This is a genomic window from Streptomyces sp. NPDC057249 (assembly GCF_042669245.1).
Taxonomy (GTDB): Bacteria; Actinomycetota; Actinomycetes; order Streptomycetales; family Streptomycetaceae; genus Streptomyces.
The window spans coordinates 116,113-140,046 of record NZ_JBHUXS010000017.1 but is presented as its reverse complement, the minus strand read 5'-3'; the positions used below and the strand labels follow the sequence as shown (position 1 = coordinate 140,046).

Sequence of the window (23,934 nt, the reverse complement as noted above, 5' to 3'; positions counted from 1 at the left end):
ACATCGGTACGGGCCGGCCGCGGAGACCCCGCGGCCGGCCCGGCCTTCTCGTTATGGGCGCCGGCGGGCGCGGCGCTCCGACCCGTGAGGACGTGGATCAGTGAAACTCCGTACCCGAAGATCCGCCGTCGTGGCGGCCGCCCTGCTCGCGGCCCTCGGCACGACGGTCTCATCGGCCTCCGCCGGGGCCACGTCCGTGGAGACGCTGACGCCTCCAGGGCCCTACACGGCGCATTCCGACGACGCGACCCTGCAGGCGCTGTCCACGATGACGTGCGACTCCTCCGACGCGGGCGGGTGGCTCTACGACACCGGTCCGGTCGCCGCCGACATCGGCCTTCTCTCGTTCACCGACTGCACGCTGTCCGGCATGAACGTCGCCCTGACGGTCACGGGCACCCCGTGGCCGGTCGCGGACGCGGGGCCGAGCACCACGAACCCGAACGTGTACAACGTCACGGTCCAGGGCGTCGCGGTCCACGTCGTGGGCGTCGGCTGCTCCTTCGACCTCGGCGGCTCCCTCGACGGCTCCTTCGACAACACCACCGACACCCTCGTCGTCGAGGGTGACCTGATCGCGTCCGCGGCCAGCTGTCTCGGCCTCGTCAACGACGGCGACCCGGCCCACTACAGCGCCACGTACCACGTGTACGGCTAGGCCCTGGGCGCAACCCGCTACAGACACCGCTCGCACGCACGCCCTGGAGGACAGGCCCCTATGCACACCCAGATACCTGTGACCCGTGCGGGGCGTTCCGTACGGGTCGCCTCCGTCGCCGGGCTCGCCCTGCTCGCCGGGCTGTTGTCGGGCGGAGGGTCGGCCGCCGACGAGAGCCCCGGACCGCTCGGCCTCGCTGCCGCCTGCGGGACCGAGGGCAGCGGCGAGGCGACCGTGGCCGCCTCCGTGGCCCTGTCGGCGGACGTCCCGGCGACCGGCGAGACCGGCCGGCCCGTTCAGCCGGGGCCCGTGACGCTCGCCGTGACGCTCGCCCGGGCCGACGTCGCCGCGCTCCTGCCCGAGGGCACCGAAGCCCTCGCGAGCCGTGCCGCGCTCAAGGTGAAGGTCGCCCAGAACGGCGAGTCGGCCGAGGCGTCCTGGGAGCTCACCGCGGCGAGTACGCCGCTCGCCGCCGACGGGGACGTGGTGCTCGTCCACTCCGGTGAGGTCCCCTACGTGACGTTCGGGTCCCCGGGCGACGCCGACTTCTCGGTGGGGGAGTTCACCATCGAGCTGCTGTCCGCCGCGTCGACCGCCGAGGAGGCCCCGCCGGCCCTCGCCACGCTGACGTGCCGGCCGAAGGAGGGCGAGGACGGGCACTTCGCGACCACACGTGTCACGGACGGAGCGGGCACGGAGCCGTCCGGAACCCCGACGACGCCCACCACCCCGGCGGGCGGCTCCGGCAGGGCGGAGGGGAAGGAGATCACGGTGGAGCCGGCGGCCGCCGACGAGGAGGACCCCGAGTTCTGCCCCGTCGATCCACCGGTGGGGGAGATGGACGCGAGCGAGGCGCCGCAGCCGGCACCGGGCGGACCCGTCACCGAACGGGACACCCCCACGGGCGGAACCTTCAGCTGCGCCTACGCCCTGGGTCTGGCCAACGTGAGCAAGCTGAACGGGGCCATGATCATCAACGACCCCGACGATCCCGCGCTCATCAGCGTCCTGGCCTCTAAGCGCTCGGCGACCCGGTCGGCGCGGGAGGAAGGAGGGGCATACCTCCGCATCGACTCGCTCGCGAATCTCGACCTTCCCGATGCCCGGTCCACTTTCCTCACCTTCGGCTTCCAGCCGGTGACGGCGAAGGTCTCGTTCGAGAACGGTCCCATCACCATCTCGACGGGCAGCTATGGCACCGGGGCCACCCGGGTCTCCTTCTCCACCGCCTACTTCACGCAGTCGCTCCGTCTGCACGACGTCGAGGTCAACGGCACTCCCCTGGACGTGGGAAGCGACTGCAGGACGTCGAAGCCGTTCAAGGTGGTTCTGAACGGCGGGGAGGCGTACAAGAACGTCGCCGTGGGCGGCGTTCTGGAGGGCCGGGTGAACATTCCGCCCTTCACCGGCTGCGGTACGGACGAGGAGGACCTCAGCCCGCTCTTCACGGCCTCCATCTCCGGCCCCGGGAACCGTGTCTTCATGAACCAGGCCCCGACCTGCATCCCGGACAACCCCACCCGGTCCTACTGCCCGCCCCCACTGCCGGAACTGCCCGGAACGAAGCCCGCCACGTAGCCCGCCCGGCACACCGAAGGGGCCGCCTCACCGAGGCGGCCCCTTCGGCGCCGCATGGCGCGGGAGCGGCTACCGCACCGCCGAGTGCCAGTACTGGGCCAGCAGCTTGCCCGCGTTGGGCGCCTGGTCGCGCGGCTTGTTCATCGTCGCCACGTAGGTCTGCGCGTCGTCCAGCGTGACGTTGTTGTTGCCGGAGGCCGACGGCAGGCCCGTCTTCAGGTTGACGGCCCAGTTCAGCGAGCCGAGCAGACCGCAGCCGTTGGTGCCGGGGACCGCGTACGTGGTGTCGGTCTGGGTGGCGCCAAGCAGGTTGAGCCGGTTCATCTGACCGGCCGTGTCCGGAGTGCCGTCGCCGGCGAACTTCTCGCTGGAGATGACCGGCTGGGTGAGGTTCTGCGGCTTGAGCAGGATCGGGTTCGAGGCGGAGCCGATGTAGCACTTGTCGCCGAGGAGCGGGTTCTCCAGGTGGATCCGCACCGGGAGCGTGAGGATCGGCTTGCCGGTCGTCGTGCCCGCCACGAGCTGGAAGCCGGTCGGGGTGTTGACCGACTCGATGGTCGCCGTCACCCGGTTCAGGTTGACGTCGGTGAGCGTGTTGCAGATCCCGGTGATGACGGGCACGTCAGCCGGGCACATGAGGCCGAGCAGGCCGCCGGGCACCTTCGCGGAGTCGGCGATGAGCGCGCCGCCGGCCGGGGAGACCACGGTGGACGTGCCGCCCGGGTGGTTGACCACGCCGACCTGGAGGTCGCTCGCGCCGACCGGCACCTCGGTGTTGCCGAGCTTGATGGAGCCGCTCGCCGAATGGGACGACACACAGATCGCGGTGTCCGTCGCCCCGTCGGCCGCCAGCATCGCCGGGTCGTCGACCGGGCAGCGGCTGAAGGGCGCCCAGCTTCCGTTCAGCGTCGTCTTGGCGGCCGTGGCCGTGCCCATCGACGCGACGGCGGCGAGCGCGGTGAAGGAGGCCAGGAGCCCCACACGTACCCGGTTCGAGGTTCTCATGTCTTCCCCTTGTTTCCGATGTGCGCAGCGAATTGAGCGCGGAATGCGGAATGCGGGTGCCGGGACGGCGTCGGACGGGTCCGATACGAAATCCCATTCACCGAGCCGTGAGGTTACTGGCGGGAAACACCGGTACACAATCCCGTCGTATGAGAATCTATGGACGGGTCGTGCATCTCCGTCAGGGATGAGTACGAGATCCGGCCTTCTTGTCACTTCCTGCGCAGGTCCTCGCGGGCGCCGCTGCGCCTCCGGCCGGCCGGACATGCGGAATGCCGCCTGCCACTTGTGTATTCGAGCCGGTCCCGAGCGCTTCTCGACGCACTGTGCGGCCCGCAGGCCCCGCCGGCCGCCCCCAGAACTTGTCACCGGGCGACAGTTTTTCCGGCCGTTCTGCTCAGTCGATGAGAAAGAACCGACCCCTTCGCGCACTCGCGCGAAAACTTGATGACCTGGTATTGCGGCCCAGGTTACCCACCCGTAGCGTCGCCTCCGTCAGCAACTCCTCCGGCGCGTACGGAGATTGCCCACCCGTCGGCGAGGAGCCCGGACGTCTGTCCGGCCCCCTGGGCCGCGGGGTTCCGGCCTGCACCGACGGACGGCAGTGCGCAGTACTTCACAAGATCGGAACCGGAATTTGTCATCCGATGACAAACGGACCGGATCTTTGCGAATGGGCTGTTCAAGGGCTTGTCCTGGCGGTGCCGGTGAACTTAACGTGCGCCCCTCGGCGCATTTCTGTCACTTCGTGAGCGCATGCAGGAGGTGGGATGGGAATCGAAGTAGTGGTCGAAGGGCTCACCAAGTCTTTCGGCAAGCAGAACATCTGGCAGGATGTGTCGCTCACGCTTCCCGCAGGCGAGGTCAGTGTCATGCTCGGCCCGTCCGGGACGGGAAAGACGGTGTTCCTCAAATCCATCATCGGCCTCCTCAAACCTGAGCGCGGGCGCGTTCTCGTCAATGGCGTCGACATGGTGAACGGCTCCGAGCGGGACATCATGGAGACGCGCAAGCTCTTCGGTCTCATGTTCCAGGACGGCGCCCTTTTCGGGTCGATGTCACTTTTCGACAACATCGCGTTCCCACTCCGGGAGCACACCCGCAAGAAGGAATCCGAGATCCGCCGCATCGTCATGGAGCGGATCGACGTCGTGGGGCTCCTGGGCGCGGAGAACAAGCTCCCCGGCGAGATCTCCGGCGGCATGCGCAAGCGGGCCGGCCTCGCCCGGGCCCTCGTCCTGGACCCGCAGATCATCCTCTGCGACGAACCGGACTCCGGCCTCGACCCGGTCCGCACCGCGTACATCTCCCAGCTCCTCGTCGACCTCAACGCGCAGATCGACGCGACGATGCTGATCGTCACCCACAACCTCGACATCGCGTCCACCGTGCCGGACAACATGGGGATGCTGTTCTGCCGCAACCTCGTCACCTTCGGGCCGCGCGAGGTGCTGCTCACCAGCGACCTGCCCGTCGTGAACCAGTTCCTCGCCGGCCGCTGCGAGGGGCCGATCGGCATGTCCGAGGAGAAGGACGCCGCCACGCTCGCCGCCGAGGAGCTCAACGGCTACGGCCAGGGCATCAGCTCGGCCAACGCCCCGCGCACCGTCGTCCCCCAGCTGGAGCCCACGCCCGGCCTGCCGGTGCGCCAGGGCGCCCTGCGCCGCCGGGAACGCGTCATGTCGATGCTCGGCGAGCTGCCGGAGGCGGCCCGTACCGCCATCCTCAACAGCTACAGCCCCGCCGTGGGCGGTGGACGCCGGTGACCGCCCCCATGCCCGTACGGCCCCCCGACGAACCGGAGCCGGTGGACCGCGCCCCGGAGCCCGCCAAGGCGCCCGAGGCCCCGCGCCCGAGCAAGCTCGCCGCGCCGCTGCGCGAGACCGGGCGGCTGTTCGCGCTCGCCGGGACCGTGACCCGGGAGACGTTCCGGCGGCCGTTCCAGGTGCGGGAGTTCATCGAGCAGTTCTGGTTCGTCGCCAGCGTGACCATCCTGCCCGCCGCCCTCGTGTCCATCCCGTTCGGCGCGGTCATCGCCCTCCAGGTCGGCTCGCTCACCCAGCAGCTCGGCGCCCAGTCCTTCACCGGCGGCGCCAGCGTCCTCGCCGTCATCCAGCAGGCCAGCCCGATCATCGTGGCGCTGCTGGTCTCCGGGGCCGCCGGGTCCGCGATCTGCGCCGACCTCGGCTCCCGCAAGATCCGCGAGGAGCTGGACGCCATGGAGGTCATGGGCGTCTCGCCCGTGCAGCGCCTGGTCGTCCCGCGCGTGCTCGCCACCATGCTCGTCGCCGTCCTGCTCAACGGCCTCGTGTCCGTCGTCGGCACCCTCGGCGGCTACTTCTTCAACGTGATCATGCAGCACGGCACCCCGGGCGCGTACCTCTCCAGCTTCTCCGCCCTCGCCCAGCTGCCCGACCTCTACGTCAGCGAGGTCAAGGCGCTGATCTTCGGCTTCATCGCCGGCATCGTCGCCGCTTACCGCGGCCTCAACCCGCGCGGCGGCCCGAAGGGGGTGGGCGACGCGGTCAACCAGTCCGTCGTCATCACCTTCATGCTGCTGTTCTTCGTGAACATGGTCCTCACGGCGATCTACCTGCAGATCGTCCCCGCGAAGGGGAGCTGACCCATGTCAATGCTCGGCTGGCTCGACAGATCCGGTGACCAACTCACCTTCTACGTGAGGGCGCTGATCTGGATACCCCGCACCCTGCGCCGCTACCTCAAGGAGGTCCAGCGCCTCCTGGCCGAGGTCGCCTTCGGCAGCGGCGGCCTCGGTGTCGTCGGCGGCACCATCGGCGTGATGATCGCGATGACCCTGGCCACCGGCACCGTCGTCGGACTCCAGGGCTACGCGGCCCTGAACCAGATCGGCACCGCCGCGTTCACCGGCTTCATCTCCGCGTACTTCAACACCCGCGAGATCGCCCCGCTCGTCGCCGGACTCGCCCTCTCCGCGACCGTCGGCGCCGGCTTCACCGCGCAGCTCGGCGCCATGCGCATCAACGAGGAGGTCGACGGCCTCGAATCGATGGGCGTGCGCTCGATGCCCTACCTCGTCACCACGCGCATCATCGCCGGGGTCGTCGCGATCATCCCGCTGTACGCGATCGGGCTGCTCTCCTCGTACGTCGCGTCCCGCTACGTCACCGTCCTGTTCAACGGACAGTCGGCGGGCACGTACGACCATTACTTCAATCTCTTCCTGTCCCCGACCGACGTGCTCCTGTCGGTGCTCAAGGTGCTGATCTTCAGCGTGATGGTGATCCTCGCCCACTGCTACTACGGCTTCCACGCCACCGGCGGCCCCGCCGGGGTCGGGGTGGCCGTCGGCCGGTCCGTGCGCAACGCGATCGTGCTGATCAGCGTCACCGACTTCTTTCTCTCGCTCGCCATCTGGGGCGCCACGACGACGGTGAAGGTGGCCGGCTGATGACCTCACGCGCCGCCCGGGCCACCGCCCGCAGAACCGCCGGAGTCGCCCTCTTCCTGGTGCCCGCCGTCCTCATCTGGGTGTCGGTCTCGGTGTACGAGAAGGACTTCACGCACGACGCGACGGTCACCGTACGCACATCGAGCGTCGGCAACGAGATGCACGAGAACGCCGACGTGAAGCTGCGCGGTGTGGTCGTCGGCCAGGTCCGGAACATCTCGGCCGACGGCGACGGGGCCCGGCTCACCCTCGCGATCAAGCCGGACAAGCTGGACCGCATCCCGGCCGACGTCTCCGCCCAGATGCTGCCCACCACGCTCTTCGGCGAACGGTTCGTCGCCCTCGTACCGCCCCCCGTGCCCTCGACCGAGACGCTCGGCGCCGGTGACGTCATCCCCCAGGACCGGTCCAGCAACGCCATCGAACTGGAAGAGGTCCTCGACAACGTCCTGCCGCTGCTCACCGCCGTGAAGCCGGAGAAACTGTCCGCCACCCTCAACGCGGTCTCCACCGCGCTCCAGGGCCGGGGCGAGAAGCTGGGCGACACCCTGGTGAGGCTCGACGCCCACCTCAAGAAGTTCAACCCCCAACTCCCCACGCTCAACGAGGACATCAAGGAACTCGTCAAGGTCAGCCGGCTCTACGCGGACGCCGCCCCCGACGTCCTGGACGCCCTCACCGACTTCACCACCACCAGCGGCACCCTCGCCGAACAGCAGGCGAACCTCGCGAACGTGTACGGGTCCACCACCGCGTCCGCCCGCGACGTCACCGCCTTCCTCCAGCGCAACAAGGACAACCTCATCCGGCTCGCCGCCAGCGGCAGGCCCACCCTGGAGACCCTCGCGAAGTACTCCTCGGAGTTCCCCTGCACCCTGCGCACCGTGGCCAACTTCGTCCCGGCCATGGACAAGGCGCTCGGCAAGGGCACCGACCAGCCCGGACTGCACGTGACGCTCAAGACCGTGCCGTCCAAGGGCAAGTACGTCGCGGGCAAGGACACCCCGGTCTACAACGCCACCGGCGGACCGCACTGCTACTCCATCCCGTACGTCGGCCAGACCGTGCCGACCGCCGACGCCAGGACCGCCGCCGACACCCCCCGGACGGACCCGGACCCGGCCACGCCGGTCGAGGTGCCCGCGGCCGACCCGTCGCTCGGCATGCCCAACTCGCCGCAGGAGAGCCGCCTCGTCAACGAGCTGGTCGCTCCCTCACTGAAAGTCCGGCCGCAGGCCCTGCCCGAGTGGAGCAGCGTGCTCATCGGCCCGGCCTTCCGCGGTGTGGAGGTGAAGCTCAAGTGAAGCGCCGTTCCCTCGCGGGACCGCTCGCGAAATCGATCGTGTTCATCGTGGTGACGAGCCTGGCCACCACGGTCCTCGCCCTGTCCATCGCCAACACCGGCGTGGGCGACACCCGCTCGTACAAGGCCCGGTTCACCGACGCCACCGGACTCATCGTCGGGGACAGCGTCCGCGTCGCCGGGGTCAAGGTCGGCCAGGTCGAGTCGGTAGAGGTCGCCGACCGCCGGGTCGCCGAGGTCCGCTTCAGCGTCCGCAAGAGCAAGAAGCTCCCGGCCTCCGTGACCGCGTCGATCAAGTACCTCAACATGGTCGGCCAGCGGTACATCGACCTGGACCAGGGCGCCGGACCCGTCGGCGAGAGCTTCGCACCCGGCGCCACCATCCCGCTGTCGCGCACCACCCCGGCGCTCGACCTCACCCAGCTCTTCAACGGCTTCCAGCCGCTCTTCGAAGGGCTCTCGCCGCCCGACGTCAACGAGCTGGCCGGCTCCATCGTCCAGGTGCTCCAGGGCGAGGGCGGCACCGTCGACTCCATCCTCCAGCACGTCGGCTCGCTGACCGGCACGGTCGCCGCCAAGGACAAGGTGATCGGCGAGGTGATCAAGAACCTCAACTCGGTCCTGAAGACCGTCAACGACCGGGAGGACGGCTTCAACGACCTGGTCGACACGCTCCAGGCCCTCGTCACCGGCTTCGCGGGCGACCGCAAGCCCCTCGGCGAGGCCGTCACCGCGATGGGTGCGCTCACCACAGTCACCGCGGACCTCTTCGAGGACGGTCGGGGGCCCCTCAAGGACGACATCGAGCAGCTCGGCCGCCTCTCCGGGAACCTGGCCGACAACACCCCGAAGATCGAGAACTTCCTCCAGAAGACCCCGGCCAAGATGGAGGCCATCAGCCGCCTCACCTCGTACGGCTCCTGGCTCAACCTCTACCTCTGCGAGGCCAGGGTCAGCGGCGTGACGACGAGCGACGGCAGCACCCCGCCGACCGGCATCGAGATCACCCAGCCGAGGTGCCTGTCATGATCAAGCCGATACGCCACCGCAACCCCGTCGCCGTCGGCATCGTCGGCCTGCTCCTGCTCGCCCTCGTCGGATTCGGCGCCTACCGGGCCGACTCGCTCCCCTTCATCGGCGGCGGCACCACCTACAGCGCCGACTTCACCGAGTCCGCCGGACTCGGCGAGGGCGACGAGGTCCGCATCGCCGGCGTCAAGGTCGGCAAGGTCACCGGTGTCTCCCTGGACGGCGCCAAGGTGAAGGTCACCTTCAAGGTCAAGGACGCCTGGATCGGCAACGCCAGCACGGTCGGCATCGCCATCAAGACGCTCCTCGGCGAGAAGTACCTCGCCGTCGACCCGCTCGGCGACTCCCCGCAGGACCCGGACGAGCGCATCACGGCCTCCCGCACCACCTCCCCGTACGACGTCACACAGGCGTTCAACGGACTGGGCGAGACCATCGGGGAGATCGACACCGAACAGCTCGCCAAGAGCTTCGAGACGATCTCGGCCACCTTCAAGGACTCCCCGCCCGACGTGAAGAGCGCCGCCGAAGGGCTCTCCGCGCTCTCCAGGACCGTCTCCGAACGCGACGCCCAGCTGGCCACCCTGCTCAAGGGCAGCAAGAAGCTCACCAAGACCCTCGCCAACAAGAAGAGCGGCTTCGAGACCCTCCTGGACGACGGCAACCTGCTCCTCGGCGAGATCCAGGCCCGCCGCGACTCCATCCACCTGCTGCTCACCGGAACCCGCGACCTGGGCACCCAGCTCACCGGTCTCGTCGCCGACAACAACAAGCAGCTGAAGCCGACCCTCAAGGCACTCGGCCGGGTCACCGCGGTACTCAAGAAGAACCGCAAGAGCCTCGACCAGGTGCTGGCGCTCGCCGGCTCGTACAACCGGCTCGTCGGCAACACCCTCGGCAACGGCCGCTGGTTCGACAACTACGTCTGCGGGGTCGTCCCCAAGAACTACCTGCCCGCGAACACCCCACCGGATTCCGGCTGCATGCCGCCGAAGCAGGAAGGCGGGCACTGAGATGAGACTCACCCGCGTCATCGGCATCGGCGCCGGCCTCGTCGTCGTGGCCGTCGCCGCCACCTCCGGGGTCTCGGCCCTGGAGGAGCAGGGCGGCACCACCGTCACCGCCTACTTCGACCGGGTCACCGGTGTCTACGCCGGGTCCGACCTGCGCATCCTCGGTGTACGGGTGGGCCGCGTCGAATCCGTCGAACCGCGCGGCAAGGACGTCAAGGTCGTCCTGCACATCGACAAGGGCATCCAGGTCCCCGAGGACGCGCACGCCGTGGTCGTCGCCCCCAGCCTGGTCGCCGACCGGTACGTCCAGCTCGCCCCCGCCTACACCGGGGGAGCGGCCATGCGGGACGGCGCCCAGCTGCCCGCCGCCGACAACGCGGTCCCGGTGGAGGTCGACCAGCTCTACGCGTCCATCACCGAACTCTCCACCGCGCTCGGCCCCGACGGGGCGAACGCCGAAGGGGCCTTCGCCGGACTCCTGGACACCGGGGCCGAGAACCTCAAGGGCAACGGCAAGGACATCGGGGACTCCATCGAGCAGTTCGGCAAGGCGACCAAGACCCTGGACAAGTCGAGCGGCAACCTCTTCGACACGCTGTCCTACCTCCAGACGTTCACCACCATGCTGAAGGACAACGACGGCAACGTCCGCGCCGCCGAGGAGCAGCTGAACTCCGTCACCGGCTTCCTCGCCGACGACAAGAAGAACCTCGGCGCCGCGCTCAAGGAACTCGGCACCGCACTCGGCCAGGTGAAGACCTTCATCAAGGACAACCGGGGCGAGCTCAAGAAGAACGTGGACGCCCTCGTGCCGATCACCCAGGCCCTCGTCGACCAGCGCGCCTCGCTGGCCGAGTCGATGGACGTCCTGCCGCTCTCGGCGGGCAACGTCCTCAACGCGTACGACCCCGAGCACCGCACCCTCAACGGCCGCACCAACCTCAACGAACTCAGCATGGGCGGCCCGCTCCTCGAACCCACCCTCGCCCTCCAGGGGCTCTCCCCGGTGGACGCCCAACGGCAGAAGGCCCTGCCCACGCTGCCGCTCCCGGCCGTGGGCACGGTCTACGGCACCCCGGAGGACGCCGGGGACGGCAAGGACGCCAAGGACACGAAGGGGGCGAACCGATGAACCGGAGACCGCGCAGACCCGCGGCCCTCGGCACCACGGGCGGGCCGGCGCTCGTCGCGCTCGGCCTGTGCTGCACCCTCTTCGTCACCGGATGCGGAGCCCCGCACTTCTCCGGCATCGAGGACCTGCCGCTGCCCGGCGGGGCCGACCTCGGTGACCACCCGTACGAGATCACCGCGGACTTCGGGGACGTGCTCAGCCTCTCCCCGCAGTCCTCGGTCAAGGTCAACGACGTCGCCGTCGGCCGGGTCACCAAGATCTCGCTGGCGCCCGACGGCTGGCAGGCCCGGGTCACCATGAAGGTCAACGGGAAGATCGACCTCCCCGCCAACGCCTACGCCCACCTGGAGCAGTCCAGCCTGCTCGGCGAGAAGTACATCCAGCTCACACCGCCCGCCAAGGGCAAGGAGCAGGGCACCCTCGCCGACGGCGACCGCATCCCGCTCACCCGTACCAACCGCAACCCCGAGGTCGAAGAGGTCTTCGGCGCCCTGTCCATGGTCCTCAACGGCGGCGGCGTCCAGCAGCTCAAGACCATCACCACCGAACTCAACAAGGCCCTGAGCGGGCAGGAACCCCAGGTCAAGTCCATGCTCCACCGGGTCGACAAGCTCGTCACCAACCTGGACGACCACCGCGGCGACATCACCGCCGCGCTCGACGGCGTCAACCGGCTCTCCAGCACCCTCGCCGGCCGCAAACAGCAGGTCGGCACCGTCCTCACCAAGCTCAGCCCCGGCATGAAGGTCCTGGAGAAGCAGCGCGGATCGCTCATGACGATGCTCCGCTCCCTGGACACCCTCTCCGACGTCGCCGTCACCACCATCAACCGGAGCAAGGCGGACACCATCGCCGACCTCAAGGCCCTCGCCCCCACCCTGCGCGCCCTCGCCGACTCCGGGAACGACCTGCCCGACTCCCTCCAGGTGCTGCTCACCTACCCGTTCACCGACGAGGTGCTGCGCGGCGTGAAGGGCGACTACCTCAACGTGTACCTGGACCTGACGGCCGAGCCCGGCACCCGGATCATCCCCGCCTACGACCCCGACACCGAGACCACACCCGCCCCGTCCCAGGCGGTCGCCGGCGCCGGACTGCCGCTGCCCCTCCCCGCGACCTCGGCACCGACGACGAGCCGGCCCACGGACTCGAAGGGGAGCAACCGATGATCACCCTCGCCATCCGGCTCAAGAACATCGCCTTCCTCATCATCTCCGTGCTGGTGCTCGGCTACCTCGGTGTGCGGTACGCCGACCTCGGCCATTACGTCGGCATGCGCGACTACTACACCGTCAAGATGCAACTCCCGCGCACCGGCGGTCTCTTCACCCACTCCAACATCACCTACCGAGGGGTGTCGGTCGGCCGGGTCGGGGCCATCGAACTCACCGACGACGGCGTCGAGGCCGAGCTGCGGATCGACAAGTCCGCCCCCCGCATCCCCGACGACCTCAAGGCGGTCGTGGCCAACCTCTCCGCCGTCGGCGAGCAGTACGTCGACCTGCGGCCGACCCGCACCGAGGGCCCCTACCTCGCGAACGGCTCGGTCATCGACGAGGCCGAGACCACCGTCCCGGCACCGGTGACCAACGTCCTCACCAGCGTCAACGACCTCACCTCCTCGGTCGACCTGGAGTCCCTGCGCACCGTCGTGGACGAGTTCGGCACGGCGTTCAGCGGGCGCGGCGACGACCTCCAGGTCCTCCTGGACACCGGCAGCGAGTTCGTGGACGCCGCCGACGACGCCCTGCCCGTCAACACCAGGCTGATGGAGGACGGCAAGACCGTGCTGCGCACCCAGGTCGAACAGGGCGAAGCGCTCAAGGGGTTCGCCTCCGGAGCGAAGGAACTGGCCGCCCAGCTCAAGGGGTCCGACACCGACCTGCGCAAGCTGATCGCCGCCGCCCCCGACGCCACGAACCAGATCAGCGGACTCCTCCGGGACGTCGAACCCAGCTTCGGGGTCGTCGTCGCCAACCTCCTCACCACCTCCGACGTCGCCGTCACCCGCCAGCGCGGCCTGGAGGAACTGCTCGTGAAGCTGCCCGCCGTCGTGGCCGCCGGGGCCAGCGCGGTCGACGAGGACGGCGCCCGGTTCGGCATGTCGATCACCTTCTTCGAGCCGCTGCCCTGCACCGCCGGCTACGAGGGCACGACCTATCGCAACGGCCTCGACCTCACACCCGCGCCCGCCGTCAACACCAAGGCCCGCTGCGCCGCCTCGCCCGGCACCGGCATCGACGTCCGGGGCAGCGCCAACGCCCCGACGGGCGGCCCGCTGCCCCCACCGGCGAAGGCCGGCGCGCTGCTCCTCGGGGACGCCGGGGAGGACCGGCTGCCCGGTGTGCTCGGCGCCACGACCGACACGGCCCCGGAGGCCCGGGGCATGGCCGGGCTGCTCGGCCTGGGACAGGAGGACGGCGAGTGAACCCCCGTACGCGCAGCCTCGGCGGCTGGGCCGTCCTGCTGATCGCGGCCCTCGTCTGCGCCCTGGGCGGCTGGTCGTACGCCCAGGCCCGCGGCGACGACGACCTGGCCTACGCCAAGAGCCGGGACGCCGCCCTCGCGGACGGCCGGCAGGCACTGGCCCGGCTCAACACGCTGGACGGCAAGGACGCGACGAGCGTGGACGCGGGCCTGGCCGGCTGGCTGGAGTCCGCCACCGGCCCGTTGTACGACCAGCTGAAGCGGACCCGGAAGAAGGACGCCGCCGACCTCAAGGAATCCGGCGCCACCGCACGCGGCAAGGTCACCGACGCCGCGCTCACGGAGCTGGACGAGCGGACCGGCACCGCGCTGATGATCGCGACCGTCGATATCGAGGTCACTCCGCGCACCGGCAAGGCGGGCACCGAGCGCAAACGCTTCGAGGCCACGCTCGCCCGGACCGGGGACGGCTGGAAGATCAAGGCGCTCACGGCGCTCGGCATAGGGAGCGGCGCATGACCACCGACGTCGAGGAGAAGCCGGAGGCCGCCGTCGAGCCGCCCGAGGACACCGACGACACCGGCACCCGCCCGGCCCGCCGCCGGCTGCGCGTCCTCGCCGGGGTCCTCGTCGTCGCCCTGCTCGCCGCCGGGGCCGTGATGTACGTGACCGGGAGGCAGCTGCGCGACACGCCCGCCACCTCCAACCTGGCGCTGACCGACAGCGCGGCGACCGCCCAGGTGGCCGGCGAGGTCACCAACGCCCTCGGCAAGGTCTTCTCGTACAGCCCCGAAGGCACCGCCGCCACCAAGGCGTCCGCCCAGAAGCTGCTCGCGGGCAAGGCGCTCCAGCAGTACGCGGCGCTGTTCGGCCAGGTCGAGAAGCAGTCGGCCGACCAGAAGCTCACCCTCACCACCCATGTCGTGCGCGCCGGCGTGACCAGGCTGACGACCGACAGCGCCCATCTGCTCGTCTTCCTCGACCAGGTCTACGAGCGCAAGGGCAAGGCCGCGAGCAAGGCGGCCGCACAGCTCTCCGTCACGGCCCGACTGCGCGAAGGGCACTGGACGATCGTGGAGATCACCTCCCGGTAGTCCCGGGAAGGCACCACCGCACCACCGAGCACGGACAGCACAGCACGGCGGGACCGCCGGCAGGGAGAGGCAGCGATGGCACGGGTAGCGATGACGAGGAATCCGCTGGTCGCGGCGGCGATCGTGCTGACGGTCGCGGCGGCCGGCGCCGCCGGCTGGGGCGGGGTGTCCCGGTACCAGGCGGCGCACGACAGCTCGGCCGCGTACGCCCAGACCCGCGACGAGGTCCTGGCGGCGGGGGAGCAGGCCGTGCAGAACATGAACACGCTCGACCACGCGCAGCTGGAGAAGGGGCTCGACAGCTGGGAGGACTCCACCACGGGGGACCTGCACCGGCAACTGGTCGACGGGCGGGACGGGTTCGTGAAGCAGATCCAGGAGGCGAAGACCGTCAGCACCGCGAAGGTGCTGGCCGGTGCGGTCACCGAGCTGGACGACCGGGCCGGGAAGGCGGGGGTCATGGTGGCGCTGCGGGTGACCGTGACCGCGCCGAAGGGCAAGCCCGCGGTGAAGGAGAGCCGGATGCTCGGTCAGCTCACCCGCACCCCCGACGGGTGGAAGCTCAGTGCCCTCGGCCAGGCCCCCGTCGGCAACACCGCCGGCTGACACCCCCGCCCCCGCACCGAGAGGAACCCGGACATGTCGACCACCCGCCACCTGGTCAACCGTCAGCGCCGCCTGGCCACCGTCGCCGCCGCCGAACGCGCCGCGACGGCCGCCCCGCCCCGCCCCCGCACCGGGCGCGGGCCCGACCCGGAGAAGCCCGGCACCGCGCCGGACGAGGCGGTCGCGGAGGACGAGGAGGAAGAGGAGGAGGGCGAGCCGGAGGCGCCGAAGGCCACCGCCCGGCGCTGGCCGCGCCCGAGCCTGCCCGCCGTCCTCTGCGTCCTCACCCTGCTCCTCGGCGCCATCGCCGCCTGGGCGTTCACCTCGGCGGCGAGCCTGCGCGACGACCCCGCCCGGCAGAACACGGCCCTGACCGACATCAGCCGCACCAGCGAGGTGAAGGGCCAGATCACCGAGGCCGTCGGCGCCGTCTTCTCGTACGACTACGCCTCACCCACCAAGGCCGAGGCGGCGGTGACGAAGTACCTGACCGGCAAGGCGGTCCAGCAGCACGCGGACATGCTCGCCGAGGTCCGGGCACAGGCGCCGAAGCAGAAGCTCGTCCTCACCACGACCGTCACCGACAGCGGCGTGGAGATGCTCGACGGCGACCGGGCCCGGCTGCTGATCTACGCCGACCAGCGCAACACCCGTACCGGCAAGTCCGAGGAGACCACGTACGCGGCGGCCATGTTCAGCGTGGACGCCGTCCGCAAGGGCGGCAGCTGGCGGATCTCCGCGATCGACACGTTCACCCGGTGACCCCAAGGAGAGCACGCATGAGGTTCAACGGCACCATGCGCCGAGGACTCGGCGGCACCGCCGCGGCCGTCGCCGCGATGGCCGCGCTCACGGCGTCCCAGGCACCCCAGCTCGTCGCGCACGAGGAGACCCCGAAGCACCGGCAGAAAACGGACGACGTCGTCTGGTCGGAGGTCCCCAACGACGACTCGTACCACACCGAACTCCCGCCGCTGAAGAGCCCCGAGCCGCCGAAGAAGGGGGAGAAGCAGAGCCCCGCGGCCAAGCAGTCGTGGGCCGAGGCGGGCATCCCGGCCACCGTGCTCGCCGCCTACCGCAGGGCCGAGGCGTCGACGGCGCGCAGCGACCCCGGTTGCCGGCTGCCCTGGCAGTTGCTGGCGGCGATCGGCAAGGTGGAGTCCGGGCACGCGGCCGGCGGCCGGGTCGACAAGAAGGGCACGACCGTCTCGCCGATCCTAGGCCCGGTCCTCAACGGCGCCGGTTTCGCCAACATCCCGGACACCGACGGCGGCGCCTACGACGGGGACGCGACGTACGACCGCGCGGTCGGCCCGATGCAGTTCATCCCCTCGACGTGGGCGCACTGGGGCCGGGACGGCAACGGCGACGGGCGCCGGGACCCGAACAACGTGTACGACGCGGCGCTGGCCGCCGGGGCCTATCTCTGCGCGGGGACGCGCGACCTGTCGATCCCCTCCGACATGAACCGCGCGATCCTCAGCTACAACCACTCGGAGACCTATCTCCGTACGGTGCTGTCCTGGCTGGAGTTCTACCGCAAGGGCATCCACCCGGTCACCGACGGCACCGGGCCCATCCCCAGGAGCCCCGGTGCCGGCAGCCCCAACGCCCCCCGGCGCCCGGTGGGCGGGTCCGGTTCCGACGACGGCGGCGGCGGCGGCATCGAGGTCGGCCCGCAGCCCACGCCCAGCACCCGCCCGACCGCGCCCGGCAGCCACGACCCCGACCCGGGCACCACGCCGGACCCGGACCCGACGGACACCGCCGGTCCCTCGCCCGACCCCACGGACACCGGCTCCGCCACCCCGGACCCGAGCACCACCCCCGACCCCGACCCGACCACGACGAAGCCGGACCCGGGCTGCACGACCGCACCCCCGCCCGACCCGGCCGACACCACCGACCCCACCGGCTCGCCCGCACCCGGCCCCACGGAGACCGGCGAACCCTGCACCACCCCCACCCTGCCGCCCACGGCGGACTAAAGGGTGCTCCCCAGGGCTCAGCCGCCGCCCGCCAGCACCTGGGCGAGGTCGTAGCGCACGACCTCCTCCAACTGGGCGTACGTGCAGCTGTCCGGCGTACGGTCGGGCCGCCAGCGGCGCCACTGGGCCGTGTGCCGGAAGCGGTCGCCCTCCATGTGGTCGTACGCCACCTCGCAGACCCGCTCCGGCCGCAGCGGCACCCAGGACATGTCCTTCTTGCCGGACCAGCGGCTCGGGGCGCCGGGCAGCCGGGCACCCGCGTGCGCCTCGGCCTCGGCCCAGGCGCGCCACGGGTGGTCGTGGGGGTCGGTCAGCAGGGGCTCCAGCTCGGTGACGAGTTCCGCGCGGCGCTTCATCGGGAAGGCCGCGCACACCCCGACGTGCTGGAGCGCGCCGGTGCCGTCGTACAGGCCGAGCAGCAGCGAGCCGACGACCGGGCCGCTCTTGTGGAAGCGGTAGCCGGCCACCACGCAGTCGGCGGTGCGCTCGTGCTTGATCTTGTACATGGCCCGGACGTCCGGCCGGTACGGCGCGTCGAGCGGCTTCGCCACGACCCCGTCCAGTCCCGCCCCCTCGTACCGCTCGAACCACTCCTCGGCGCGGGCCGGATCGGTCGTGGACGGGGCCAGGTACACCGGCGCCGACGCCCCGGCGAGCGCCGCCTCCAGGACCGTGCGCCGGTCCGCCTGCGGGGTGTCCAGGAGCGACTCGTCGCCCAGCGCCAGCAGGTCGAAGGCGATCAGCGCGGCCGGGGTCTGCCCGGCCAGCAGCCGTACCCGGGATTCGGCCGGGTGGATGCGCTCGCTGAGCCGGTCGAAGTCGAGGCGCCCGTCGTGCGCGACGACGATCTCGCCGTCCACCACACAGCGCTCCGGCAGATTCTCCCGGACGGCGGCGGCCACTTCGGGGAAGTAACGGGTGAGCGGCTTGCCGGTCCGGCTGCCGATCACCACCTCGTCCCCGTCCCGGTGCACGATCGCCCGGAAGCCGTCCCACTTCGCCTCGTACTGCATGCCCGGCGGGATCTTCTTCACCGACTTGGCGAGCATCGGCTTCAGGGGCGGCATCACCGGCAGGTCCATGAACCGATTGTGAACCGCACGGCGACCGGAGTCTCCCGATATGCGGCATATGTGTGCCCGGCCTACGGTGGCCGACATGGCAGCAGCGGGCACAGCGGTGGAACTGGACGCGGCCGGGCGGGCGGTCCGGCTGTCCCATCCGGACAAGGTCTACTTCCCGGAGAAGGGCTACACGAAGAGGGACGTCGCCGAGTACTTCCTCGCGGTCGGCCCCGGCATCCTGCGCGCCCTGCGCGACCGGCCCACCACCCTCCAGCGGTTCGTGGACGGCGTCGAGGGGGAGTTCTTCTACCAGAAGCGCGCCCCCAAGAACCTCCCCGACTGGATTCCGACCACCGAGATCGCCTTCCCGAGCGGGCGGTCCGCCCGGGAGATGTGCCCCACCGAGGTGGCCGCCGTCCTCTGGGCCGCCAACCTCGGCACCCTGACCTTCCATCCCTGGCCGGTTCGGGGCGGGGACACCGACCACCCCGACGAACTGCGCATCGACCTGGACCCGCAGCCCGGCACCGGTTACGCCGACGCGGTGCGCGCCGCCCATGAGCTGCGCGGCGTCCTGGAGGAGCACGGGCTGCGCGGCTGGCCGAAGACGTCCGGCGGGCGCGGCATCCACGTCTTCGTGCCCATCGAGCCGCACTGGACGTTCACCGAGGTGAGGCGCGCGGCCATCGCGGTCGGGCGCGAGCTGGAGAGCCGGATGCCGGACCGGGTGACCACCGCCTGGTGGAAGGAGGAGCGCGGCGAGCGGATCTTCGTCGACTACAACCAGACCGCCCGTGACCGCACCATCGCCTCCGCCTACTCCGTACGGCCCTTCCCGCACGCCCCGGTCTCCGCCCCGCTGCGCTGGGAGGAGCTGGACGACGCCGAACCCCGCGACTTCGACCTCCGCACCATGCCCGTGCGGTACGCGGAACACGGCGATGTGCACGCGGACATGGAACAGGAGGCGTTCCGCCTGGACTCGCTGCTCGAACTCGCCGACCGCCACGCGAGCGACGGCGGGCCCGGCGACCTGCCCTACCCGCCCGAATACCCGAAGATGCCCGGCGAGCCGAAGCGCGTGCAGCCGAGCCGGGCCCGCCGCGACGAGGGCGACGAGGCGTGAGCGAGCCGCAGGCCGGTACGGAGCACGGGGCGCACGGCCGGCCGCTGACCCGGAGCCAGAAGTGGCAGGGATTCAAGGAGTCCCCGTACTTCCCGGCGATCGTCCTGCTGTTCATCCTCTCGGCAGCCGCCGGGCTCTTCGCCGGCTCCTACACCTACGCGATGGCCAACCCGACCCCGCACAACGTTCCCACCGCCGTGGTCAGCGAACCGGACACCTCGCGCGGCCGGGAGTTCGTCGCCGGGATGGACAAGGCCCTCGACGCCTCCCTGGTCATCCACGTCTATCCGACGCCGGCCGCCGCGCGCGAGGCCCTGGAGGAGCAGAAGGTCTTCGCCATCGTGCGGTCCGGCCCCCGGGGCGTCTCCCTGGACGTGGCCGCGGCCTCCGGGGCGGCCGTCGCCCAGCTGCTCGCCGAGTCCGCCGTGAAGGTCGGCGACGCGCTGGACATCCCGGTGGCCGTGCAGGACGTCAAACCCCTGCAGAAGGGCGACCCGCGCGGGCTCGCGCTCTTTTACATCTCGCTCGCCGCGGTGATCGTCGGCTTCGTGGGCGCCATCCAGCTCAGCGTGCACGCCCGGGCCCTGATCCCGGTGGAACGGATCGGCTTCACGGTGCTCTACTCGCTCCTGGGCGCCTTCGCCATCGCCGCCGTGGTCGACTGGCTGCTGGGGGCGGTCGACCTGCCCTTCGTCGAGTCCTGGCTGATCCTCGCGTTCACGATGTTCACCTCGGGCATGGTCTTCACCATGTTCAACACCCTGATCGGCCGCTGGGCGATGCTGCCGACCTGGGGCGTCATGGTGCTCCTGGGAAATCCGTCGTCGGGCGGTGCCGTCTCCTGGCCGCTGCTGCCCTCGCTCCTCGGGCACATCGGACGCTGGCTGCCTCCGGGCGCCTCCGTGAACGCCCAGCACACCGCCGTCTACTACCAGGGCCACCAGCGCGTCTTCCCCTACCTGGTGCTGGCGGTCTGGGCACTCGTCTCGTGCACCGTCTTCTGGGTGTGGCGCCACCGGCACCCCGGCGGGCGCGAGCACATGCCGCAGCACGCGGCGACGGTCACCTGACCGGGCAGGCGTATTCCGCGACTCGCCCACCGGGCTTGGCGGCCCGGCGACGGACTTGTCCTTACTGTGGGTAAGCGAATGGCCGGGCCGCGCCACGGTCCGTCGCCACATCCTCGGCAGCACCCGTCAGCAGTGGGGAGTTCGACATGGACCGCAGAAGTCTCAGCCGGCGGATGCTGATGGGCGGCGGGATCGCGGCGGCCGCAGGGGTGACATCGTTGTCCCTGCCGGCCCCCGGCGCCGCCGCCCGGCCCCAACGGCTCCGCCGGGCCCACGCCGGTGGAGTGGTGCGGCACATCCGCATGTACGTGGAGAAGCTGCCGGACGGCCGGACGGGCTACGGGCTGGAGAAGGGCGAGGCCACCGTGCCCGGCCCGCTCATCGAGCTCAACGAGGGCGACACCCTGCACATCGAGTTCGTCAACACCCTGGACGTGCCGGCCGGGCTCCACGCGCACGGCGTCGACTACGACATCGCCAGCGACGGCACCCGGATGAACCACAGCACCGTCGCACCCGGCGCCACCCGCACGTACACCTGGCGCACCCACACCCCCGGCCCGCGCCCCGACGGCACCTGGCAGCCCGGCAGCGCGGGCTACTGGCACTACCACGACCACGCCGTCGGCTCCGACCACGGCACCGGCGGCATCCGCGAAGGGCTCTACGGACCGCTGGTCGTCCGGCGCCGGGGCGACGTCCTGCCGGACAAGACGATCACGATCGTCTTCAACGGCATGTCGATCAACAACACCCCGGCCGGTGAGAGCCCGGACTTCACGGCCACACTCGGGGACCGGCTCGAAGTCGTCATGATCACGCACGGCGACCTCTACCACACCTTCCACATGCACGGTCACCGCTGGGCGGACAACCGTACGGGGATGCTCACCGGCCCCGACGACCCGAGCCGGGTGGTCGACACGAAGATCGTCGGCCCGGCGGACTCCTTCGGCTTCCAGGTCATCGCGGGCGAACACGTGGGCGCCGGCGCCTGGATGTACCACTGCCATGTGCAGAGCCACGCCGACCGGGGCATGGGCGGCATGCTCCTCGTCGCCGACCGGGACGGCACCGTGCCCGGACACGACGGATAGGCGTTCAGCCGCCCGCCGGTGTACCGAGGCGCCGCTGCTCCTCCTCGACGATCCGGCGGGCCAGCTCGCCCTCCGACACGTCCACCGCGTCCGGCGTCGTCTCGGTGACATCGCTGCGCCGCGCGTACGCGTCGAACAGGCGCTCCTTGCGGGCCACGATGTCCAGCATGCGCTGGTCGATGCTGTCCGTGGCGAGCAGCCGGTGAACCCGCACCGTCCGTATCTGGCCCATCCGGTGCACCCGGGCCACGGCCTGGTGCTCCGTCGTCGGCTTGATCTGGGGTTCGCACAGGATGACGACGGACGCGGCCTGCATGTTCAGCCCGACCCCGCCCGCCTGGATCTGGCTCAGCAGCACCGCGTGACCGTCCGCCGCCGTGAACGCGTCGACCAGCTCCTGGCGCCGGGCCGCCGCCACGCTCCCCGACAGCGGGCCGTACACCCCGTCACCGAGCGCCCCCCGCACCGTTTCCAGGACCTCGCGGAAGTACGAGAACACCACGGCCTTCAGGCCGTTGTCCGCCGCCTCCGCGACCAGTTCGCGCAGCCGGTTCAGCTTGGCGGAGGTCTCCGGCCGGGCGTACGCCGCCCGGCGCATCCGCATGAAGTGCCCGGCGGCCACCGCCTCCCGGTACGCCAGCAGGTCGTCCTCACCGAACTCCTCCCACTCGTCCACCTGGACCACGGTGGGCAGTTCGGCCAGGACGTCCTCCTGGTTGCGCCGCAGATAGACGGGGGCCACGGCGCGGCGGAACGCCCGTGAGCCCGCCGCGCCGTGGCCGGCGCCGACCGGGACGGCCAGCTCGGGCCGGAGCCGGCGGACGAGGCTGCGGAACTCCTCCACCCGGTTCTCCATCGGGGTCCCGGTCAGGAACAGCACCCGGTCCGTGCGTTCCGACCAGCCGGAGACCGCGCGCGACCGGCGGGTCTCCGGGTTCTTCACGTAGTGCGCCTCGTCCACCACGAGCATCCCGGGCCGCACCCCGCTCTCCCCGGCGTCCGGCAGGGCGTGCAGCGCGTCGAAGGTGGTCAGCGCGACCCCGCCGGACTCCCGCCACTCCGCGAACGCCTCCCGCCGCTCGGGCCCGTGCACCGGCAGGGCGGGCAGGGTGGACCTGGCCCGGACCTCCCGCGTCCAGTTGACGAGGACGCTCGCCGGGCACACCACCAGGAAGTGCGTCTCCCCGTGCGCCGCGAGGTGGGCCAGGGCCGCGATCGCCTGGACGGTCTTCCCGAGCCCCATCTCGTCGCCGATGATCACCCGCTTCCGGACGAGTGCGAACCGGGCACCGAACGACTGGTAGCCGCGCAGGGAGACCCGCAGCCGGGCGTCGTCCAGCCGCAGTCCGCGCACCCGGTCGGCCATGTCCGACGGCAGGTACCCCTCGGCCGCGTCCCGGTCGGGTCCCGAACCGGAGAGCTCGGCGAGCAGGCTGTAATACTCGGCGGACCGCAGTTCGAAGTCGACCCAGGCGGCGGCGGGGGACCCCGGCTCCCGCAGCAGATCGGCCGACACCTGCGCGAACAGCTGCGGCAGCCGGCGCTCCACCGCGTCGGCGACGGCCGCCCGGACCCCGGCCACGGCCTCCCGCACCCCGGCCCGCGACCGCCGTCCGGCGAACAGTATCCGCAGCCGCCCCCGCGCCGGACCGGCCGCCGCCAGCAGCGGCTCCAGGCGCCCGGCCAGCGCACGCGCCCCGGCCGCCGCCCGCCGCGCGTCCGGGCCTGCCGCCACCAGTCCGTACAGCGCGCCGAGGAGCGCGGTCACGGCCTCGTTCCGGTCGTCCACGTCCATGCGCACCGCGACGGTGTCCCGCACCGCGTGCGCGATCCCGCCCGCCGCGGCCAGGGCCTGGTCGGCCGTCTGCGCACCGACGCCCGGGACTTGGCGGAGCTCGTAGCGGCCGGCCCCGTACACCCGGCCGACCGTGGTGAAACCCGCCTGTTCGATCGCCCCGAGGCGCAGCCTGCCCTCGGTGACGTCCTTCAGCCGGGAGACCGGGATGGCGGCGAGTTGGTCGCGCACGAGGGCGTCGAGCAGGGGGTCCAGGCACGTCCGGACGGCGGTGACCGCCCGGGTGTGGTCGGCGAGGACCCCGCGCGCCGCGTCCAGCAGCTCGTCGGCGTGGACGAGCATCTCCCGAGCGGCCCGCCCGGACGGTGCCCCGCCCTCGGTCATGTGCGTCCCTCTGTCTCCGTGAACCTGCCGCCCGCCGTGCAACGCGGTGGCTCATATCGTCCCATGCGGGGCCGACACGCCGACGGAACGGACGCGCCATTGACGCCGCGTTGATCAGTCGTTTATCGCGGCAGG

The 23,934-nt window shown here is 71.1% G+C and carries 22 protein-coding genes; 19 read left to right on the top strand and 3 right to left on the bottom strand.

All coding sequences use genetic code 11. The features are described from left to right. Positions 1 to 100: 100 nt before the first annotated feature. Together ACFUJY_RS27720 and ACFUJY_RS27715 are read left to right on the top strand one after the other, a co-directional pair. Positions 101 to 658, top strand: coding sequence for a hypothetical protein (locus tag ACFUJY_RS27720; RefSeq protein WP_383304649.1), 558 nt, complete (start codon positions 101 to 103; stop codon positions 656 to 658). Positions 659 to 718: 60 nt separating this feature from the next. Continuing rightward, positions 719 to 2,236 (top strand): DUF6801 domain-containing protein, encoded by a 1,518-nt coding sequence (locus tag ACFUJY_RS27715; protein WP_383304647.1) that lies wholly within the window; start codon positions 719 to 721, stop codon positions 2,234 to 2,236. A gap of 69 nt (positions 2,237 to 2,305) precedes the next feature. On the opposite strand, the gene ACFUJY_RS27710 is transcribed toward ACFUJY_RS27715, so the two are convergent. Then, positions 2,306 to 3,217 (bottom strand): hypothetical protein, encoded by a 912-nt coding sequence (locus ACFUJY_RS27710; RefSeq protein ID WP_383304705.1) that lies wholly within the window; start codon positions 3,215 to 3,217, stop codon positions 2,306 to 2,308. Positions 3,218 to 4,011: 794 nt separating this feature from the next. Here ACFUJY_RS27710 and ACFUJY_RS27705 point away from each other — a divergent pair. The 14 genes from ACFUJY_RS27705 (at position 4,012) to ACFUJY_RS27640 (ending at position 17,263) form a co-directional block, all read left to right on the top strand. Then, complete coding sequence (locus ACFUJY_RS27705) at positions 4,012 to 5,007, top strand: ABC transporter ATP-binding protein (RefSeq protein WP_164398591.1); 996 nt, start codon at positions 4,012 to 4,014, stop codon at positions 5,005 to 5,007. Next, positions 5,004 to 5,864 carry an MlaE family ABC transporter permease gene (locus ACFUJY_RS27700; protein ID WP_383304645.1) on the top strand — a complete coding sequence of 287 codons (861 nt, stop codon included), beginning with the start codon at positions 5,004 to 5,006 and terminating at the stop codon, positions 5,862 to 5,864. The genes ACFUJY_RS27705 and ACFUJY_RS27700 overlap by 4 nt, the downstream gene beginning before the upstream one ends. Before the next feature lie 3 nt (positions 5,865 to 5,867). Beyond that, positions 5,868 to 6,671, top strand: coding sequence for an ABC transporter permease (locus ACFUJY_RS27695; protein WP_360850431.1), 804 nt, complete (start codon positions 5,868 to 5,870; stop codon positions 6,669 to 6,671). Beyond that, a complete protein-coding gene (locus ACFUJY_RS27690; RefSeq protein WP_383304643.1) occupies positions 6,671 to 7,975 on the top strand; it encodes an MCE family protein in 1,305 nt (434 codons plus the stop codon). Before ACFUJY_RS27695 ends, ACFUJY_RS27690 begins: the two co-directional genes overlap by 1 nt. Further along, positions 7,972 to 9,003, top strand: a complete 1,032-nt coding sequence (locus ACFUJY_RS27685; protein WP_383304641.1) for an MCE family protein — start codon at positions 7,972 to 7,974, stop codon at positions 9,001 to 9,003. Before ACFUJY_RS27690 ends, ACFUJY_RS27685 begins: the two co-directional genes overlap by 4 nt. Next, on the top strand, positions 9,000 to 10,016 hold the full coding sequence (locus ACFUJY_RS27680) for an MCE family protein (RefSeq protein WP_383304639.1): 1,017 nt from the start codon (positions 9,000 to 9,002) through the stop codon (positions 10,014 to 10,016). Before ACFUJY_RS27685 ends, ACFUJY_RS27680 begins: the two co-directional genes overlap by 4 nt. 1 nt (position 10,017) lies before the next feature. Next, positions 10,018 to 11,148 carry an MCE family protein gene (locus tag ACFUJY_RS27675; RefSeq protein ID WP_383304638.1) on the top strand — a complete coding sequence of 377 codons (1,131 nt, stop codon included), beginning with the start codon at positions 10,018 to 10,020 and terminating at the stop codon, positions 11,146 to 11,148. Next, entirely contained in the window at positions 11,145 to 12,317 is a 1,173-nt protein-coding gene (locus ACFUJY_RS27670; RefSeq protein ID WP_383304636.1) for an MCE family protein, read from the top strand. Before ACFUJY_RS27675 ends, ACFUJY_RS27670 begins: the two co-directional genes overlap by 4 nt. Continuing rightward, on the top strand, positions 12,314 to 13,576 hold the full coding sequence (locus ACFUJY_RS27665) for an MCE family protein (protein WP_383304634.1): 1,263 nt from the start codon (positions 12,314 to 12,316) through the stop codon (positions 13,574 to 13,576). The genes ACFUJY_RS27670 and ACFUJY_RS27665 overlap by 4 nt, the downstream gene beginning before the upstream one ends. Next, complete coding sequence (locus ACFUJY_RS27660; protein WP_383304632.1) at positions 13,573 to 14,094, top strand: hypothetical protein; 522 nt, start codon at positions 13,573 to 13,575, stop codon at positions 14,092 to 14,094. Before ACFUJY_RS27665 ends, ACFUJY_RS27660 begins: the two co-directional genes overlap by 4 nt. Continuing rightward, the gene (locus ACFUJY_RS27655; RefSeq protein ID WP_383304630.1) at positions 14,091 to 14,669 is read left to right on the top strand and encodes a hypothetical protein; all 579 of its coding nucleotides are present in this window, start codon (positions 14,091 to 14,093) and stop codon (positions 14,667 to 14,669) included. The genes ACFUJY_RS27660 and ACFUJY_RS27655 overlap by 4 nt, the downstream gene beginning before the upstream one ends. Positions 14,670 to 14,744: 75 nt before the next feature. Next, complete coding sequence (locus ACFUJY_RS27650) at positions 14,745 to 15,275, top strand: nuclear transport factor 2 family protein (protein WP_383304628.1); 531 nt, start codon at positions 14,745 to 14,747, stop codon at positions 15,273 to 15,275. A gap of 33 nt (positions 15,276 to 15,308) precedes the next feature. Beyond that, positions 15,309 to 16,037 (top strand): hypothetical protein, encoded by a 729-nt coding sequence (locus tag ACFUJY_RS27645; protein ID WP_383304626.1) that lies wholly within the window; start codon positions 15,309 to 15,311, stop codon positions 16,035 to 16,037. 17 nt (positions 16,038 to 16,054) lie between these two features. Next, positions 16,055 to 17,263: a lytic transglycosylase domain-containing protein gene (locus tag ACFUJY_RS27640; protein ID WP_383304624.1), complete on the top strand. Its 1,209-nt coding sequence runs from the start codon at positions 16,055 to 16,057 to the stop codon at positions 17,261 to 17,263. Positions 17,264 to 17,280: 17 nt separating this feature from the next. On the opposite strand, the gene ACFUJY_RS27635 is transcribed toward ACFUJY_RS27640, so the two are convergent. Further along, positions 17,281 to 18,345: an ATP-dependent DNA ligase gene (locus ACFUJY_RS27635; protein ID WP_383304622.1), complete on the bottom strand. Its 1,065-nt coding sequence runs from the start codon at positions 18,343 to 18,345 to the stop codon at positions 17,281 to 17,283. A 97-nt stretch (positions 18,346 to 18,442) separates the two neighbouring features. Here ACFUJY_RS27635 and ligD point away from each other — a divergent pair, with 97 nt between their 5' ends. The 3 genes from ligD (at position 18,443) to ACFUJY_RS27620 (ending at position 21,620) form a co-directional block, all read left to right on the top strand. Next, entirely contained in the window at positions 18,443 to 19,453 is a 1,011-nt protein-coding gene (ligD, locus tag ACFUJY_RS27630) for a non-homologous end-joining DNA ligase (RefSeq protein ID WP_383304703.1), read from the top strand. Continuing rightward, complete coding sequence (locus ACFUJY_RS27625; RefSeq protein WP_383304620.1) at positions 19,450 to 20,523, top strand: ABC transporter permease; 1,074 nt, start codon at positions 19,450 to 19,452, stop codon at positions 20,521 to 20,523. The genes ligD and ACFUJY_RS27625 overlap by 4 nt, the downstream gene beginning before the upstream one ends. Positions 20,524 to 20,669: 146 nt before the next feature. Then, complete coding sequence (locus ACFUJY_RS27620) at positions 20,670 to 21,620, top strand: multicopper oxidase domain-containing protein (protein WP_383304618.1); 951 nt, start codon at positions 20,670 to 20,672, stop codon at positions 21,618 to 21,620. Between the two features lie 4 nt (positions 21,621 to 21,624). Here ACFUJY_RS27620 and ACFUJY_RS27615 read toward each other — a convergent pair whose 3' ends face one another. Beyond that, positions 21,625 to 23,799 (bottom strand): DEAD/DEAH box helicase, encoded by a 2,175-nt coding sequence (locus ACFUJY_RS27615; RefSeq protein ID WP_383304616.1) that lies wholly within the window; start codon positions 23,797 to 23,799, stop codon positions 21,625 to 21,627. Between the last annotated feature and the right edge of the window lie 135 nt (positions 23,800 to 23,934).

Excerpts from the sequence above, each read along its gene's own strand:
- ACFUJY_RS27635 (WP_383304622.1), bottom strand. The coding sequence starts at position 18,345 with ATGGACCTGCCGGTGATGCCGCCCCTGAAGCCGATGCTCGCCAAGTCG.
- ACFUJY_RS27695 (WP_360850431.1), top strand. The coding sequence starts at position 5,868 with ATGTCAATGCTCGGCTGGCTCGACAGATCCGGTGACCAACTCACCTTC.
- ACFUJY_RS27655 (WP_383304630.1), top strand. The coding sequence starts at position 14,091 with ATGACCACCGACGTCGAGGAGAAGCCGGAGGCCGCCGTCGAGCCGCCC.
- ACFUJY_RS27670 (WP_383304636.1), top strand. The coding sequence starts at position 11,145 with ATGAACCGGAGACCGCGCAGACCCGCGGCCCTCGGCACCACGGGCGGG.
- ACFUJY_RS27620 (WP_383304618.1), top strand. The coding sequence starts at position 20,670 with ATGGACCGCAGAAGTCTCAGCCGGCGGATGCTGATGGGCGGCGGGATC.
- ACFUJY_RS27705 (WP_164398591.1), top strand. The coding sequence starts at position 4,012 with ATGGGAATCGAAGTAGTGGTCGAAGGGCTCACCAAGTCTTTCGGCAAG.
- ACFUJY_RS27645 (WP_383304626.1), top strand. The coding sequence starts at position 15,309 with ATGTCGACCACCCGCCACCTGGTCAACCGTCAGCGCCGCCTGGCCACC.
- ACFUJY_RS27715 (WP_383304647.1), top strand. The coding sequence starts at position 719 with ATGCACACCCAGATACCTGTGACCCGTGCGGGGCGTTCCGTACGGGTC.
- ACFUJY_RS27680 (WP_383304639.1), top strand. The coding sequence starts at position 9,000 with ATGATCAAGCCGATACGCCACCGCAACCCCGTCGCCGTCGGCATCGTC.
- ACFUJY_RS27615 (WP_383304616.1), bottom strand. The coding sequence starts at position 23,799 with ATGACCGAGGGCGGGGCACCGTCCGGGCGGGCCGCTCGGGAGATGCTC.
- ACFUJY_RS27665 (WP_383304634.1), top strand. The coding sequence starts at position 12,314 with ATGATCACCCTCGCCATCCGGCTCAAGAACATCGCCTTCCTCATCATC.
- ACFUJY_RS27640 (WP_383304624.1), top strand. The coding sequence starts at position 16,055 with ATGAGGTTCAACGGCACCATGCGCCGAGGACTCGGCGGCACCGCCGCG.
- ACFUJY_RS27690 (WP_383304643.1), top strand. The coding sequence starts at position 6,671 with ATGACCTCACGCGCCGCCCGGGCCACCGCCCGCAGAACCGCCGGAGTC.
- ACFUJY_RS27650 (WP_383304628.1), top strand. The coding sequence starts at position 14,745 with ATGGCACGGGTAGCGATGACGAGGAATCCGCTGGTCGCGGCGGCGATC.
- ACFUJY_RS27675 (WP_383304638.1), top strand. The coding sequence starts at position 10,018 with ATGAGACTCACCCGCGTCATCGGCATCGGCGCCGGCCTCGTCGTCGTG.